We start from the raw sequence: 16,904 nt of genomic DNA, 5'->3' as shown, positions 1-16,904 counted from the left end.
GTTTAATAAACAAACTAACTTTAGAGATAATATAGCACACTTATTGCAATATGTAAACGCTTACTATATAAATATCATGAAAAAAACGCACTAGAAGCTTATCTAGTACGGTTTATGTGGATATATTATTTATAATCTGATATTTAAGTATAAGTCATCAATTTTTAATATTTTTTGCATTATTGATAAAGTACCACCTAATAAAGTAGCGAATTGCACATTTGATGTTAACTGAATTTGAATATCATTACGATCATATCGTTTAAACTCATTCTTAATTTCTTCCAAAATTGTAGGCATTTCATTAAATAATGGACAATTTATATAAATCGCACTGGGGTTAAATTGAATATTTAAATTATGTATGAGAACTGCAATTTTACTAATAAATTGTTTCATTTCTTCAATTACAATTGGATTCTTGTCATTATAATACTTTATTAGCTCTTTCAAAGTTATACGCTCGTTCATCTGCATGCTAATATTCTGTAAAAGGGCTTCTTGTGAAAATATATCCTCAACTTTGTGAAAAGTTTCTATATTATCAACCATTTTCGACATGAGTGTTTTGCCTATTTCTCCTGCTTCTCCATTTTCCCCTCTATATAATTGGTCATTAATGATAAGGCCAGCACCTATCCCTTTATGTATACTTAAAGAAATAAGATTTTTGTGGGCATTATTACGATTAAAATTATGTTCATATAATGCTGATAAATTTGCTTCATTCTCGATTACAACTGGAGCATTTGCAAATTTTTTGATTTCTTGAGAGAGACATATATCTTCTGTATCATGAAATGGTAAATAAGTAATATTTTGTTCGTTATCTACAACACCATGAATAGAGACTGATACTCCTAATAAACCATTTAAAGTTTCATATTTATTACTGATATCAATATTTTCTTTCAACACTTTTAATATACTACTAGCTTTATCATCTGGTAACTCATATGATTGATGTTTTATTATATTTCCATCAAAATAATTATACATAATATCAACTGAACTATAAGTTAGATCTAAAGAAACAAAATAGCCATAAAGATGGTTTACTTTAAGAAGAATAGGCTTTCTTCCCCCACTTTTTGTACTATCCCCTTCTCCAACTTCACGAACTAAAGATTTTATTTTTAATTTATTCAAAATACTAGAAATAGTTGCCTTATTAATTTCAAGGTTTTTGGATATTTGAGTACGTGAAATATTATGATGATTATATATTTCTCTTAGCACTCTTTTTTCATTATCATTAATGTTTAAAATATTTTCCATATTTGCATACCCCATAAGTTATTTTGAATTGTTATTATTTATATTGTCATTTATACCAATTATTTTAACACAAATTAGAAAATGTCAAATCACTTGTAAATGCTCATTCAAATATTAGAATGTCCAATTTATATGTTTTCTCAACTCTTTTTCTCTTTAATCTTCTTTTTTTCCAAACTGTTTAAAACTCTTCACATTCCCTAAATGATGGATTTTTGTGCATATTTGTACGTTGTTTTTTAACTCATTGGCAGTTATGTATGATTTTTGGCTTTATAGGAAACTTTTAACATAAATGGGTTAAGTTTATTTATACTTAATGTATCTTAAAAGGAAAGAGGTTTTGCAAATGGATATCGCTGGTGTTATTACAAGCATTATTGATTTAATCAAGACTTGCATTCAAACTTTCGGTTAATTTCAGTTTTATTGCATTAAAAAGGCAGAGGAAATATTCAATCTTTTGATTGTTTCCTCTGCTTTTTTTAAATATATAGGTGTAAAATACAAACGATTTTCAGTTTAATGTTTTAATTTGTATGGTATCGTTGATATGACGATATTCTTTCTATAGAATAAATGCACTTTTAACATAAAGCTTGTTTGATTGTGTAATAAATTATGCCATCTTCTATTTGTAATAAATTGCGGTATGATAACAGTTATTAAATAATCTTCTGCTGTTGCTTTATGATTAATTTTATCTATAAAACGCGTGATAGGTTTAATGACGTCTCTGTACTCTGAATGCAATACGACAAGTCGTATATCTGGGTACAATGACTTCCATTTCGCTTGTAATTTCTTCTCATTTGTTTCACCTACTGCTACGTGTACAACGATGATATCGTCAGATGTTAATTTTGCATATGCGATAGATTTATCTACTGCATTTGTGATACCGCTTATTGGAATAATGGCTAAGTTCTTACTTTTTGTTGTAGTGCTTTTGTGTGATTCTGAAACGTGTAATTCTTTCGCGATATTTATATAGTGTTTATGAATTCGAACAAACATCAATACGACGATCGGTAAAAAGATTAAGATTGGCCACACGTGTGGCATTTTTGTTATGAGTAAAATCATAAATATTGTAAATGTTATAACAGTACCTAATGTATTGATTGCTAATTTCTTTTTCCAATGTTTCGGTTTTTCTTTGATCCATTTTATCATCATACCGAGTTGTGCTAACGTAAACGGAATGAACATCCCCACTGCATATAGTGGAACTAAGTTTTCAGTTTTGCCGTTAAAGCCTATTATTAAAAATATTGCTAAAACACCTAATATAATAATAGAGTTCGAATAACCTAATCTATCACCACGAACTGTAAACATATGTGGCATGTACTTATCTTTAGCCATATTTGCTGCGAGTAGTGGGAATGCTGTAAATCCAGTATTAGCCGCTAATATCAGAATGAGTACTGTTGCACCTTGAATAAAGTAGAATATCACATTTTCTCCAAAGACTTGTTTCGCAAGTTGAGATAATACAGTCGTTTCTCTTTGTGGCATAATGCCATAGAAATAAGTTAAATAGACCATACCTACAAGCATAAACCCTAAAATACTTCCCATTGCGATTAAAGTCTTAACTGCATTTTTGGGTGCGGGATCTTTGAAACTTTTAACTGAGTTCGATATCGCTTCAACACCTGTTAAAGATGATGCACCAGATGAAAATGCTTTTAGTAATAGAAAGAACGTTACACCCGGTACTGAGCTACCGACAACGGATATTGTTTGTGGTTCAGCTTGGCCAGTTGCTACTTTCCATACACCAACAACAATAAGCATAATCAAACCAAATATAAATAAATATACGGGATACGACAACACGTTGCAGATTCTGTTAAACCTCTTAAGTTCAAAATTAAAATCAATACGACTAAAATACATGCTATTAAAATTCGTTTTTCATATAAAGATGGAAATGCGGCTACAAATGCATCAGTACCTGATGAAATACTAACAGCGACTGTTAATATATAGTCTACAAGTAACGACCCACCTGCTAGTAGCGACCATTTTTCTCCTAAGTTATGTTTTGAAACGGTATAAGCACCACCACCATGAGGATAAGCGTAAATAACTTGTCTATATGACAGCACTAATGTGATTAACAGTATCAAAATAAATGCCGTAATCGGTAGTGTATACCAAGCTGCTATAGCACCTAACACTGAGAGCACAATTAAAATCTGCTCTGGTCCGTATGCTACAGAGGACAATGCATCTGATGAAAGTATGGCTAACGCTTTTGTATTACTAATCTTTTCATTTTGTAACTCTTTGTTTTTCTTTGGTTTACCTATTAGTAATCTTTTAGCTTGAGAAAATATCATATCTAATCTCCTAATCATATTTAATAAATTGAATAAAACGTTAACGATTGATGACATCAAAAGCATATATATATTTATACGCTCATCAAATTTAAAAGTATATATAAGCAACCATCTTTCAAGCGTATTATTTCTCTTTATTAATAAAATAACTCTTAATTAAAGTGTATATTACTCCATTAATAAACTTTCATAATAAGGGTAAATTGATTATTTATGTTATATTTGTATTCACAACTTGAATAACTGAAACACTCATTCTTAGTCCTAATTCTGGGAGGATTCTTATGAAAAAATTAATCATCGCCATCGTGATTGTAATCATCGCTGTTGGTTCAGGCGTATTCTTTTATGCATCTAAAGATAAGAAAATAAACGAAACAATTGATGCCATTGAAGATAAAAACGTTAAGCAAGTCTTTAAAAATAGTACTTACCAATCTAAAAACGATAATGGTGAAGTAGAAATGACAGACCGCCCTATTAAGATTTATGACAGTCTCGGCGTCAAAGATATCAACATTAAAGATCGTGATATCAAAAAGGTTTCGAAAAACAAAAAGCAAGTCACAGCAAAGTATGAACTGCAAACGAATTACGGCAAAATTAATCATGACGTTAAATTAAACTTTATTAAAGAAGATAAAGATTGGAAATTGGATTGGAATCAAAGTGTCATTATTCCAGGCATGAAGAAAAATCAATCCATCAATATTGAACCATTGAAATCAGAACGTGGTAAGATTTTAGACCGAAACAATGTAGAGTTAGCCACTACAGGAACAGCACATGAAGTTGGTATTGTTCCTAATAATGTTTCCACAAGTGATTACAAAGCAATCGCTGAAAAGTTAGACCTTTCAGAATCGTATATTAAACAACAAACAGAACAGGATTGGGTTAAAGATGATACATTCGTCCCTCTCAAGACTGTTCAAGATATGAATCAAGATTTAAAGAATTTTGTTGAAAAGTATCATCTCACATCACAGGAAACAGAAAGTCGAGAGTATCCGTTTGAAGAAGCAACAACGCACTTACTTGGATACGTTGGCCCTATTAATTCAGAAGAATTGAAGCAAAAAGCATTTAAAGGTTATAAAAAGGATGCCATCGTTGGTAAAAAAGGTATCGAAAAACTATACGATAAAGAACTTCAAAATAAAGACGGATACCGTGTCACAATTATTGATGATCAAAATAAAGTGATAGATACATTAATCGAGAAAAAGAAAAAAGACGGTAAAGATATTAAATTAACCATTGATGCTAGAGTCCAAAAAAGTATTTATAACAACATGAAAGATGACTACGGTTCGGGGACTGCTATTCATCCAAAAACTGGTGAACTCTTAGCACTTGTCAGCACGCCATCTTATGATGTTTATCCATTTATGAATGGAATGAACGATGAAGATTATAAGAAATTAACTGAAGATGATAAAGAGCCACTCCTTAATAAGTTCCAAATTACGACATCACCGGGTTCGACTCAAAAAATATTAACAGCCATGATTGGCTTAAACAATAAGACATTAGACGGCAAAACAAGTTATAAAATTAATGGAAAAGGTTGGCAAAAAGATAAATCTTGGGGTGACTACAACGTTACAAGATATGAGGTCGTGAATGGCGATATTGACTTAAAACAAGCTATTGAATCATCAGATAATATCTTCTTTGCGAGAGTTGCACTTGAATTAGGCAGCAAAAAATTCGAAGAAGGAATGAAACGCCTTGGTGTTGGTGAAGATATCCCGAGTGATTATCCATTCTACAATGCACAAATTTCAAATAAGAACTTAGATAATGAAATATTGTTAGCTGACTCAGGTTATGGCCAAGGTGAAATATTAATCAATCCTGTTCAAATTCTTTCAATATACAGCGCATTAGAGAACAAAGGTAATGTGAATGCACCACATGTACTGAAAGATACGAAAAATAAAGTCTGGAAGAAGAACATCATTTCCCAGGAAAATATTAAGTTGTTAACAGACGGTATGCAACAAGTCGTTAACAAAACACATAGAGAAGATATTTATAGATCATATGCCAACTTAGTTGGTAAATCAGGTACAGCTGAACTCAAGATGAAACAAGGTGAGACAGGACAACAAATAGGTTGGTTCATTTCATATGATAAAAATAATCCAAATATGATGATGGCTATTAATGTGAAAGATGTACAAGATAAAGGCATGGCAAGTTACAATGCCAAAATATCTGGAAAAGTGTATGACGATTTATATGATAACGGTAAGAAAACGTATCGTATTGATAAATAAACAAACAGAGCAGCATCCGCGATTGGATGCTGCTCTGTTTTTATGTCTTTAAAAAATATTCATAACAATTCTAGAAATATATAGCAACGCAATGATTAAACTGCATAGAAATACCATGCTCATATATTTTTTCTTTTTAGGCTTTGCTGCTTCAATTTCGTCTTTATTCTCTAGATATTCTAGCAATTCTTTCTCTATTTCCTCGTTAATATCTTTGTCATGATTTTCACTCACAACCATCCCTCCACGACTACATGTTCATCTTTAAATTTATATTATTACAATTTCTGTAAAAGGACAATCTTTACTTTGTATTAATTACAAGTTATCAATTCTAGTACCTTTTTTCAATTTGTGAGCACCACATTTGATTAATCGCGCACGATAATTTAATATATAATCAATCGCACACGATAGAAAGGAGTATTTTATGGATTACAATATGAAACTAGCCAATCAAGTTTGTTTCTCAGCATATAATGTAAGTCGATTATTTGCCCAATTTTATGAAAAAGAGCTTAAGTCATTTGGTTTAACTTACTCACAATATTTAGTCTTACTTTCATTATGGGAGGAAAATCCTCAAACATTACATTCAATTGGTCATAAATTGGACCTTTCAAGCAACACGCTTACCCCACTACTTAAAAGATTAGAACAATCAGGATGGGTCACTCGACAAAAATCAGACCAAGACAAAAGACAATTAATTGTTTCGTTAACTCAAAAAGGGAAAGATCAAAAGCAACCTATTTACGATGCTATCTCTAAATGTGTATCAGAAGATATGAATTTAGAATTATACAAACAAACGAAAGACATTATGGATCAATTAGAAACAACTTTAAGAAAGCAATTAAATAAATAACATATAAAGGGTGATAAACTATGAAAAAATTTGATGTTGTATTTATAGGAAGTGGTCATGCTGCATGGCACGCTGCGTTAACGTTAAAACATGCAGGCAAATCTGTAGCCATTATAGAAAAAGACACGATAGCTGGTACATGTACAAATTACGGTTGTAATGCCAAAATCTTACTTGAAGGACCTTATGAAGTATTAGAAGAAGCTAGTCACTATCCTCAAATTATTGAATCTGACCAATTACATGTAAACTGGGAGAACTTGATGCAATATAAGAAAGCTGTCATAAATCCCCTTTCCAATACGCTTAAATCTATGTTTGAACAACAAGGTATCGAAGTTATAATGGGTGCCGGTAAATTAGTAGATGCTCATACAGTTGATGTTGAAGGTACGCCTATTCAAGCTGAAAACATCGTCATTGCAACAGGACAACATAGTAATAAATTAGATATAGAAGGTAGCGCATTAACACATGATAGTCGTGACTTCTTATCTTTAGATAAAATGCCAAATAGCATCACATTTATTGGTGCTGGTATTATTAGTATCGAATTCGCTTCAATCGCAATTAAATCAGGTGCTGAAGTTCATGTCATCCACCATACAGATAAACCATTAGATGGATTTAATGAAAAACACATCGCGAAATTAATTCATAAACTTGAATCTGAAGGCGTACAATTCCATTTCAATGAAAATGTTCAATCAGTACAACAAACTGGTAACAGTTATCACGTAACAACAGAAACAGGACTTAGCGTTGATACTGACTATGTTCTAGATGCTACTGGACGTAAACCAAATGTACAAAATATAGGACTAGACGAATTAGGCATCGAATATAGTGAAAAAGGTATTCAAGTTGATGATTATTTAAGAACAAACATACACAACATATATGCAAGCGGAGATGTATTAGATAAAACAATCCCTAAATTAACACCAACAGCAACATTTGAATCTAACTACATCGCGACTCATATATTAGGTATCAATCCAAACCCAATTCAATATCCAGTGATACCATCAGTATTATACTCATTACCAAGACTTTCACAAATAGGTGTTACAGTTAAAGATGCAGAGCAAAGCGAAGCATATACAATAAAAGACATACCATTTGGTAAACAAATGGTATTTGAATATAAAAATGAAACAGAAGCAGAAATGACAATTATAATAAATGCAGACAAACAACTCGTTGGTGCAGAAATTTACGCAGACGATGCAGCAAACTTAATCAACCTACTCACATTTATCGTTAACCAAAAACTAACAGCCAAAGACCTCAATCAACTCATCTTTGCATTCCCAGGATCATCAAGCGGCGTGCTAGATTTATTAAAAGTAGCAATGATGTAAGATATATAAATACAGAGGTAAGACTACCGTCACTAATACGGAAGACTTACCTCTGTTTTTGTTTTGGAAAATCTAGTGCCAGAAACTATTTAGTCTCTCTACTCAGACAAATGCACCATTTTATCTGCGCTATCTGTAAATATGCCATCAACGCCCCAGTTTGCTAATTGGTTTGCGCGTGCTGGTTTGTTTACGGTCCAAACGTTTAATTCATAACCCGCTTCTTTGACCATTCTTACTTTTGCTTTTGTGAGTTTGGCATCTTCTGTATTCACTATCTTCGCATTGCAATAGTCTAACAATGTTCTCCAGTCTTCTTTGAATGATGTCGTATGGAAGATGACAGCTCTTTTATATTCTGGCATGATTTCTTCTGCTAGTTTAACGAGTACGACGTTAAAGCTTGATATGAGTACTTCTTGATTTTGATTTAAGTTTGCTAATTTTTCTTTAACTTGCTTTACCATACTTTTAGATAGAACGAGTCCATTCGCGCCAGTGACGCCTTTCAACTCTACATTTAGGTTCATGTTATATTCATTTGCTATTTCTATCACATCATCGAATGTTGGTAAGCGTTCATCTTTAAATTTCGCACCATACCATGATCCTGCTGATGCTTCTTTTAATTCTTCATAGTTTAATGCTGTTATTTCCCCGGACATACTTGTTGTACGGTCTAAATAGTCATCATGAATGATGATTAATTGTTTATCTTTTGTAATGGCAACATCTAACTCTAGCCATTTTACACCTTCTATTTCTGAAGCTGCTTTAAAAGATGCTATTGTATTTTCTGGAGCTTTACTTGGTAATCCTCTATGTCCATATATTGTTAGCATATTACCTCTCCTTGCGCTTTTTATTTTTAAATTGTTAATTTTTTGATTCTTAGGGTATATATTTACAACAAACATCCGTAGAATCAGCATACCTGTATTATCACATTATTGGTCTGTTTATTGCCAACAAAATGTGTGTAGATTTTTTAAGGAGGGTATGGTTATGGCTAGTGAAACAATTACAATACATACTAAACAGGATATTATCGATTATGTGAACGAACGTAAGACGACAAAGCGTACGTCACTATTATTAATTATCGTATTAGGCACAATATTTTTAGATGCTTATGATTTAACAATTTTAGGTACAGCAACTGATCAACTTACTCAAGAATTCAAACTTTCTCCGACTTACTTATCATTCATTATGACAGCAATGCCATTCGGTGCATTATTTGGTGCTGCAATTGGTGGATTTTACGCCGATAAATTAGGTCGTAAATTAATTCTATCTGTCTCATTGATTTCTTTAATTATCGGGGCGATTGGTGCCGCGTTATCACCTGCACCAGCTATTTTATTATGTTTCAGATTATTGATGGGATTTGCAATTGGTATGGATAGCCCAGTTGCTTTTACTTTTATAGCAGAAATCAGTAATAAAAAAGATAAAGGCCGTAACGTCAACTATTGGCAAGTCGTTTGGTATATCGCCGTTGTATCTTCGGCTCTTATCGTTATTTTGTTATATTCTCTTGGTACAGGTGCTTGGTTATGGCGTTATTCCGTAGCACTCGGCGCAGTGTTCGCAACGATTATACTCGTTTTAAGATTATTTTATTTAAGCGAAAGCCCATCATGGTCAATGAAAAATAAAACCTTAACAGAAGCGAGTAAAGAACTACAACATCAATGTGAATATCGAACCTAATAAAGGTGAAGATGAATCATTTAGTAAAACAGAAGTTAAAAATCCTTTACGTACATTGTTTAATAAACGCTATCGTAAAAGAACAATATTAGCGACTTCCATTGCAACATTACAAGGTATGCAGTACTATGCAATCGGTCTATATATTCCTTTAATCGCAATTTATATAATCGGAGAAAACAAAATCGAATCCTTATCAGGTACTGCACTCATTAATATCGCGGGTATCATTGGCGGTTTAACTGGTGCATTACTCACAACAAAATATGGCGCACGTAAATTAACAATTGCTGGGTTTAGCATTGTAGGGACAGCCATGATTATTATAGGTTTATTTTATGGACATACCTATACTTGGTTGATTGCGTTAATGGTGGCATTTTTCCTATTTGGACATTCAGGTGGACCAGGAACTCAAGGTAAAGCAATTGCCGCCCTATCATACCCTACAATTCTACGAGGTAAAGGAACAGGCTTTGTTGAATCCGTGAGTAGATTCGGTAGTATGTTTGGTACATTTATTTTTCCAATTATATTAGCTAACTTAGGATTAAATAAGACAATGCTGCTATTAGCATTAGTGCCTATAGTTGGGCTAATCATTACTACTTATATTAAATGGGAACCAGTAGGTAAAGATGTCGAGCACGAAGATCAATATATTGAAAAAGTTTAATACAAAAAGCAAAAGCCTAGGACAACCTCCTAGGCTTTGTTACTTATGAAGTTCAATTTTCGCTATCTCGTGAGTTTACTGCATCTTTAACTCATATCTTTTACGATCTCGTGAGTTTATCACACCTTTAACTCACATCTTTTCAGTATTACAACTCATACTCAAAAAATACACCTAAAAATTTGAAAAGCCTAGGACGTCTTGAGATGTCCTAGGCTTTATTTATTATTCTTCTGTTTTATATGTTCTAATGTGATCTGCGATACTGTGTAAGTATACTTTTGAATATGGGGCTTGTCTGAGTTCGCGTTCGAAGTCAAATTCTTGGTTATCAAATCTATTAAAGAAAGTTTCGTATTCTTCTACAGATAATTGTTCTCTTGATGCAAGCATGTCTAAGTGTTTTTCTTTATCTAGCGCTTTATCATAACCTTCTACGATTGAACCACTAAATATTTCAGCTACTGCACCTGAACCATAACTAAATAGACATACTTCTTGTCCTGCTTGGAATGTATGGTTTTGTAATAAAGAAATTAAACTTAAATACAATGAACCTGTATAAATATTTCCTACGTCTCTATTCCATAGTACAGAATCTTGATATGCATCCATTAATCTGTTTTTAATTGAATCTTCTACGTTTTCGTTTAAAATAGTCTTGAAGGCTTTTTCGCCCATTTTAGTAAATGGAACGTGGAAACAGAATGATTCAAAATCATTTACTTTATGACCTGTACGTTTAGCGTATTCATTCCAAACTGTGTTGAATGATTCAATGTATGCATCTTTAGATAAAGCACCATCTACGACAGGATATTTTTCAGATGTTGGTCTCCAGAAATCATATACATTATTTGTATATGCAACGCTATCGTCATTTAATTCTAAAATTCTAGGATTATGACTCAATAGTAAAGCGACTGCTCCTGCACCTTGTGTAGGTTCTCCACCTGAATTTAATCCGTAACGTGCGATATCAGATGCGATTACAAGTACTTTTTTACTCGGATTGTTTGATAAGAAGTCTTTAGCAAGTTGGATAGCTGCTGTAGCTGAGTAACATGCTTCTTTCATTTCAATACAACGTGCAAATGGTTGAATATTTAATTGGTTATGAATCTCTATTGATGCTGCTTTAGAGTGATCAACGCCTGATTCAGTCGCTACGATCACCATGTCGATATCTTTTTTATCTTGTTCAGATAATATATCTTGAGCAGCGTTAATCCCCATTGATATAATATCTTGGCTTACTGGATTAACGGCCATTTTATTTTGACCGATACCAATTTTAAATTTATTTGGATCTACTCCACGAGCATTTGCCAAATCTTCCATACTTACATAAAAACTTGGGATGTAAAAATCTAATTTATCAATACCTATTGCCATAATAATTTCCTCTCAATATGTTATTTTATATATTGAATGATATCAAACTACATTAAATATTGACAATTATTAATAAATAAATTTTTAAGGAGAACATAAAATATGAATAAAGTTGTAATCGTAAGTGCTCAAAGAACACCTGTAGGAAAATTCAGAGGAAAATTGAGTAACTACTCTGCAGTAGAATTAGGGACTGCTGCTTTAAAATCTGCAATTAATAAAATCCAACTAGATCCTAAAGATATAGAAAATGTAATTTTCGGTAACGTTGTTCAAGCAGGTACGGGACAAAATGCTGCTCGACAAATTGCTGTAAATGCTGGTTTACCATATGAAACACCTGGTATGACAGTAAACGAAGTTTGTGGATCAGGACTTAAATCTATCATTTTAGGGAAACAACTTATTCAACTTGGAGAAGCAAATGTTGTTGCTGTAGGCGGCATCGAAAGCATGACAAACACACCAGACCTTGTGCTTAAAAAAGGCGACGCACCTGTTAAAAGTTTCATGCATGATGGTTTAACAGACGTCTTTCATAATATGGCGATGGGCTTAACTGCAGAAGCAATTGCAACTAAATATGAAGTTACCCGTGAAGAACAAGATACGTTTGCATTAAATTCACATTTAAAATCTGATAAAGCAACAAAAGCTGGTAAATTCAATGAAGAAATTGTTCCATTAGAAGATGTTAATGGTGAAACAATAACTTCAGATGAATTAATCAGACCTGAAAGTACAATAGAAGATCTTGCAACATTAAAGACAATTTTCAAAGAAGACGGTACAGTTACTGCGGGTAACGCTTCAGCTTTAAGCGACGGTGGTTCTGCTTTAATTTTAATGAGTGAATCATACGCGAAAGAACATGACTACACAATCTTAGCAACTGTCGGACAACACGCTGAAATCGGCTGTGATCCATTATATATGGGTTATGCACCATTCTATGCTGTAGAGTCACTATTAAACAAGACTGGAAAAACAATTCAAGATATCGATTTAGTTGAGATGACAGAAGCATTCTCAGCACAAAGCATTCCTGTTAAAAAGAACCTTAACATTCCAGATGAGAAATTTAACATTTATGGTGGCGCGATTGCTTTAGGTCACCCACTAGGCTCAACTGGCTCAAGATTAGTTACAACACTTGCACATGCCTTAAAACAAGAAGATAAGCAAACGGGTATTGCAACTGCATGTATCGGTGGTGGCTTAGGTATAGCATTAATGATAGAAAAAGGAGTAGGACTTTAATGAAACCTTTAACGAAAGATTTCAGACACTTATCACGACCTGAGAAAATCAAACAATTAAAAGATCATGGTTGGATTAAAGAAGAATCTGAGCAAATATTACTTAACAATTCAGAAATAGATAAAGAACTTTTAGAGAATTTAATCGAAAATGTCATTGGTCAAGGTACGCTACCAGTAGGTGTCTTACCTGAAATTATAGTAGAAGATAAAGCATACGCTGTACCTATGATGGTCGAAGAGCCTTCAGTAGTCGCAGCAGCAAGTTTCGGTTCTAAACTTTTCAACAAATCTGGTGGTCTTAAAGTTGTTCAAAGTGACAATATTAAAATAGGTCAAATCGTATTTGATAATGTTACAGATACTGCTCAACTATCTAAGGATATACTAAATTTAGAATCAGATATACACCAAGTAGCCGATCAAGTCTACCCTTCTATCCTTAAAAGAGGTGGCGGTTACCGCAAAATCGAAACGGATGAATTCCCTGAAGAAGGCATGCTTTCTTTAAAAGTTCATATCGATACACGTGATGCAATGGGTGCTAATATTATCAATACTATTCTTGAAGGTATTGCACACTATTTAGAAACTCAATTAAGTGATACAAACGTATTAATGAGTATCCTTTCAAACTATTCAACAACATCTGTGATTCGCATCGAAGGTAAAATTGCCGTTTCAGACTTAGAAAAAGGTGAAGTAAGCGGTGCAGAAGTCGCACACCGTATGGAGAGAGCATCTGTATTAGCGCACATCGACCCATACAGAGCAGTGACTCATAATAAAGGTGTTATGAATGGTATTAGCTCTGTTGTATTAGCTTCAGGTAATGATACGAGAAGCGTTGAAGCAGGTGCGCATGCTTATGCAAGTAAAGACGGACAATATAGAAGTTTAACAACTTGGAAATATGATAGAAATAACGAATTTTTAGTAGGTACAATAGAATTACCATTAACACTTGGCATTATTGGCGGAAGCATAGACCTCTTACCAATATCTAAAGTTACATTAGACTTACTAGGCGTTAAAACAGCACAAGAATTAGCGCATATTGTAGCATCAGTCGGACTTGCACAGAACTTTTCAGCATGTCGTGCACTCGTATCAGAAGGTATACAACATGGTCATATGAACCTACACTATAAATCATTAGCAATTAAAATCGGTGCAAAAGGTAATGAAATCCAACTAATAACAGAAGCACTTAAAAATATGGATAAACCAAACCTAGAAGCAGCACAAGGATTACTTTATGAGATGAGAAATAACTAGAAATTTGGTGAGCTTAGATATGCGATTCGGTGCGCTAACGATCTTGTTTCGCTTTCTTGGACGTTAGAATTTCTAACGATCTTGTTTTCGTTTCTTGATCGTTAGCGCCACAAAAGTAAACATAAAAGAGCCTAGAACAGTATTCATCCTTGTCCTAGGCTCTTTCTTTGTATATCCTCAATATCAATTTGACATCTTCTTACAAAACACATTAAGATAGTGAAGTTGATTAAAAAAATAGGAGAAATTTATCATCATGAAAAATAAACTTACTTTTAAAGAAAATATATATATCGGATCATTACTTTTTGGCTTGTTTTTTGGAGCGGGAAATTTAATCTTCCCTATTCATTTAGGTCAACTGGCAGGATCAAATGTTTTAACGGCCAATATTGGTTTCTTAATTACTGCGATTGGTTTACCATTCTTAGGAATTATCGCAATTGGTATTTCTAAGACGAATGGTATTTTTGAAGTAACGACACGTGTAAATCGCAAATATGCTTATATATTCACGATTTTACTTTATCTTGTAATTGGTCCCTTTTATGCTTTACCTAGGCTTGCAACGACATCGTTTGAAATTGCATTTACACCGTTTATTTCAGATTCATCTGTCACATTATATTTATCGATATTTAGTATTTTATTCTTCTTAGTTGCTTGGTTTTTCTCAAAAAAACCTTCAAAAATTCTAGAATATATCGGTAAATTTTTAAATCCTGTATTTTTAGTCCTTTTAGGCTTATTGATTTTATTAGCGTTTATTAATCCAATTGGACAAGTATCAAATGCTAATATTAGTCCTGATTATGAAAACAGCGCGTTATTAAAAGGTTTCATTGATGGTTATAATACGCTAGATGCTTTAGCTGCACTTGCATTCGGTATTATTATCGTATCAACTATTAAAAAGTTAGGTATTACAAACCCAAATCATATTGCGAAAGAAACATTCAAATCTGGTACGATTAGTATTATTTTAATGGGTATTATTTATAGTTTATTAGCATTTATGGGTACGATGAGTTTAGGTCATTTTAAAGCGAGTGAAAATGGTGGCATAGCTTTAGCTCAAATCGCACGATATTATTTAGGTGATTACGGCATCATATTACTATCACTCATCATTATCGTAGCTTGCTTAAAAACTGCTATTGGCCTAATCACAGCCTTTTCAGAAACATTCACAGAACTATTTCCAAAGCAAAACTATTTAATGTTTGCAACAGTTGTAAGTATTATTTCATGTATTTTTGCTAATGTTGGTTTAACAAAAATTATTGAATACTCTACACCAGTATTAATGTTTTTATATCCTTTAGCGATTACAATTATTTTGCTAACGTTATTCAGTTCATTCTTTAATCATTCAAAAATCATTTATCAATTTACGACATATTTTACAATGATCGCTTCATTTGTTGATGGTATTAAAGCAAGTCCTGAATTCATCGCAAATACAGGTTTTGCACATGCAGTTATCATTTTTGGCGAAAAATTCTTACCATTCTTCACGATTGGAATGGGTTGGGTATTACCAGCCGTTGTCGGATTTATCATCGGCTTCATCGTATATCAATTTAAGAAATCATCATACAAAACAACATAATTCAGACAAAAGCAAGTTACCTCGACTATGCATTAACCCCAGGATGTGGGAGTAAAATAAAAACACTTTCGTTGAATTCATATTAAAATGAATTTATACGGAGGTGTTTTTTCTATGAAAAGAGTGGCATATTCAGTTGAAACAAAATATAAAGTAGTAGAAATGAAACTCAAAGGATTTAGCACAAGAGAAATAATGGATACTTTAAATATTAAAAATGAATCTCAAGTTAATAAGTGGTGGAAATGGTATAGAGATGGTGAAACACATAGGTTTAATCAACAAGTGGGTAAACAATATTCTTATGGAAAAGGTATAGAAGAGTTAAGTACTGTTGAATCGCTCAAATTTCAATTAAAGCGCAAAGAAGTAGAAAATGAAATTTTAAAAAAGTACAAGGAATTGGAAAGGAAGTGGTCCCAGAAGTAGTTGTTGAATTAGTAAATGAATTAAAATCTAAATATACAGTGAAACTCATTTTAGAAACTTTAGATATTCCAAAATCAAATTATTACAGATGGAAAAACAAAGATTTCAGTATATCTGAGGATGAACGAGAAATTATAGAACTATGTAAGAAACATCGTTTTACATATGGCTATAGAAAAATAGCTGCCTTATTAAATAGAAAAAATAATAAACCAATTAATCACAAGAAAGTACAAAGGATTATGCAAAAACATAAATTAAATTGTAAAGTACGCGTGAAGAAATCGAAAAGACCAGGAAATCCATATTATAAGACACATAATCTATTGAATAGAAATTTCAAAGCAGAGAAACCTTTAGAAGTACTTTTAACAGATATCACTTATTTAC

The 16,904-nt window shown here is 32.7% G+C and carries 10 protein-coding genes and 3 pseudogenes; 8 read left to right on the top strand and 5 right to left on the bottom strand.

Features of this window, described 5'->3' with window-relative positions; translation table 11 throughout:
• Positions 1 to 129: 129 nt before the first annotated feature.
• On the bottom strand, positions 130 to 1,278 hold the full coding sequence (locus tag LQ686_RS07695) for an ROK family transcriptional regulator (protein ID WP_107596591.1): 1,149 nt from the start codon (positions 1,276 to 1,278) through the stop codon (positions 130 to 132).
• 522 nt (positions 1,279 to 1,800) lie between these two features.
• Positions 1,801 to 3,626: pseudogene (locus tag LQ686_RS07690) on the bottom strand (APC family permease).
• A gap of 290 nt (positions 3,627 to 3,916) precedes the next feature.
• Between LQ686_RS07690 and mecA1 the strand changes: the two are divergent.
• Positions 3,917 to 5,917, top strand: coding sequence for a PBP2a family beta-lactam-resistant peptidoglycan transpeptidase MecA1 (gene mecA1 / locus LQ686_RS07685; protein ID WP_107572959.1), 2,001 nt, complete (start codon positions 3,917 to 3,919; stop codon positions 5,915 to 5,917).
• Between the two features lie 48 nt (positions 5,918 to 5,965).
• Here mecA1 and LQ686_RS07680 read toward each other — a convergent pair whose 3' ends face one another.
• Positions 5,966 to 6,151, bottom strand: a complete 186-nt coding sequence (locus tag LQ686_RS07680; RefSeq protein ID WP_025907530.1) for a hypothetical protein — start codon at positions 6,149 to 6,151, stop codon at positions 5,966 to 5,968.
• A gap of 196 nt (positions 6,152 to 6,347) precedes the next feature.
• Here LQ686_RS07680 and LQ686_RS07675 point away from each other — a divergent pair, with 196 nt between their 5' ends.
• Positions 6,348 to 6,785 (top strand): MarR family transcriptional regulator, encoded by a 438-nt coding sequence (locus LQ686_RS07675; protein WP_049320318.1) that lies wholly within the window; start codon positions 6,348 to 6,350, stop codon positions 6,783 to 6,785.
• A 20-nt stretch (positions 6,786 to 6,805) separates the two neighbouring features.
• Positions 6,806 to 8,149 carry a dihydrolipoyl dehydrogenase family protein gene (locus LQ686_RS07670; RefSeq protein WP_103361658.1) on the top strand — a complete coding sequence of 448 codons (1,344 nt, stop codon included), beginning with the start codon at positions 6,806 to 6,808 and terminating at the stop codon, positions 8,147 to 8,149.
• Between the two features lie 98 nt (positions 8,150 to 8,247).
• Here the strand turns inward: LQ686_RS07670 and LQ686_RS07665 are convergent, their stop codons facing one another.
• The gene (locus LQ686_RS07665) at positions 8,248 to 8,991 is read right to left on the bottom strand and encodes a glycerophosphoryl diester phosphodiesterase (RefSeq protein ID WP_025907524.1); all 744 of its coding nucleotides are present in this window, start codon (positions 8,989 to 8,991) and stop codon (positions 8,248 to 8,250) included.
• A 163-nt stretch (positions 8,992 to 9,154) separates the two neighbouring features.
• Between LQ686_RS07665 and LQ686_RS14355 the strand changes: the two are divergent.
• A pseudogene (locus LQ686_RS14355) lies at positions 9,155 to 10,541 on the top strand (MFS transporter).
• A 225-nt stretch (positions 10,542 to 10,766) separates the two neighbouring features.
• On the opposite strand, the gene LQ686_RS07655 reads toward LQ686_RS14355, so the two are convergent.
• Positions 10,767 to 11,936 (bottom strand): hydroxymethylglutaryl-CoA synthase, encoded by a 1,170-nt coding sequence (locus tag LQ686_RS07655; protein WP_119593843.1) that lies wholly within the window; start codon positions 11,934 to 11,936, stop codon positions 10,767 to 10,769.
• 102 nt (positions 11,937 to 12,038) lie between these two features.
• On the opposite strand from LQ686_RS07655, the gene LQ686_RS07650 reads away from it, so the two are divergent.
• The 4 genes and pseudogenes from LQ686_RS07650 to LQ686_RS07635 form a co-directional block, all read left to right on the top strand.
• Positions 12,039 to 13,196, top strand: coding sequence for a thiolase family protein (locus LQ686_RS07650; RefSeq protein WP_119593841.1), 1,158 nt, complete (start codon positions 12,039 to 12,041; stop codon positions 13,194 to 13,196).
• Positions 13,196 to 14,473 carry a hydroxymethylglutaryl-CoA reductase, degradative gene (locus tag LQ686_RS07645; RefSeq protein ID WP_119593839.1) on the top strand — a complete coding sequence of 426 codons (1,278 nt, stop codon included), beginning with the start codon at positions 13,196 to 13,198 and terminating at the stop codon, positions 14,471 to 14,473. Before LQ686_RS07650 ends, LQ686_RS07645 begins: the two co-directional genes overlap by 1 nt.
• 253 nt (positions 14,474 to 14,726) lie before the next feature.
• Positions 14,727 to 16,085 carry a branched-chain amino acid transport system II carrier protein gene (brnQ, locus tag LQ686_RS07640; RefSeq protein WP_119493918.1) on the top strand — a complete coding sequence of 453 codons (1,359 nt, stop codon included), beginning with the start codon at positions 14,727 to 14,729 and terminating at the stop codon, positions 16,083 to 16,085.
• Between the two features lie 114 nt (positions 16,086 to 16,199).
• A pseudogene (locus LQ686_RS07635) lies at positions 16,200 to 16,904 on the top strand (IS3 family transposase); the annotation flags it as partial.

Origin of the sequence: Mammaliicoccus sp. J-M41 (assembly GCF_022385935.1) — a bacterium.
Taxonomy (GTDB): Bacteria; Bacillota; Bacilli; order Staphylococcales; family Staphylococcaceae; genus Mammaliicoccus; species Mammaliicoccus sciuri_A.
Note: the sequence above shows the minus strand (reverse complement) of the source record. Positions and strands in the feature narration are given on the sequence as shown.

What these genes read in the sequence shown, in the direction of transcription:
- LQ686_RS07695 (WP_107596591.1), bottom strand. Translation starts at nt 1,278, where the DNA reads ATGGAAAATATTTTAAACATTAATGATAATGAAAAAAGAGTGCTAAGA.
- mecA1 (WP_107572959.1), top strand. Translation starts at nt 3,917, where the DNA reads ATGAAAAAATTAATCATCGCCATCGTGATTGTAATCATCGCTGTTGGT.
- LQ686_RS07675 (WP_049320318.1), top strand. Translation starts at nt 6,348, where the DNA reads ATGGATTACAATATGAAACTAGCCAATCAAGTTTGTTTCTCAGCATAT.
- LQ686_RS07670 (WP_103361658.1), top strand. Translation starts at nt 6,806, where the DNA reads ATGAAAAAATTTGATGTTGTATTTATAGGAAGTGGTCATGCTGCATGG.
- LQ686_RS07665 (WP_025907524.1), bottom strand. Translation starts at nt 8,991, where the DNA reads ATGCTAACAATATATGGACATAGAGGATTACCAAGTAAAGCTCCAGAA.
- LQ686_RS07655 (WP_119593843.1), bottom strand. Translation starts at nt 11,936, where the DNA reads ATGGCAATAGGTATTGATAAATTAGATTTTTACATCCCAAGTTTTTAT.
- LQ686_RS07650 (WP_119593841.1), top strand. Translation starts at nt 12,039, where the DNA reads ATGAATAAAGTTGTAATCGTAAGTGCTCAAAGAACACCTGTAGGAAAA.
- LQ686_RS07645 (WP_119593839.1), top strand. Translation starts at nt 13,196, where the DNA reads ATGAAACCTTTAACGAAAGATTTCAGACACTTATCACGACCTGAGAAA.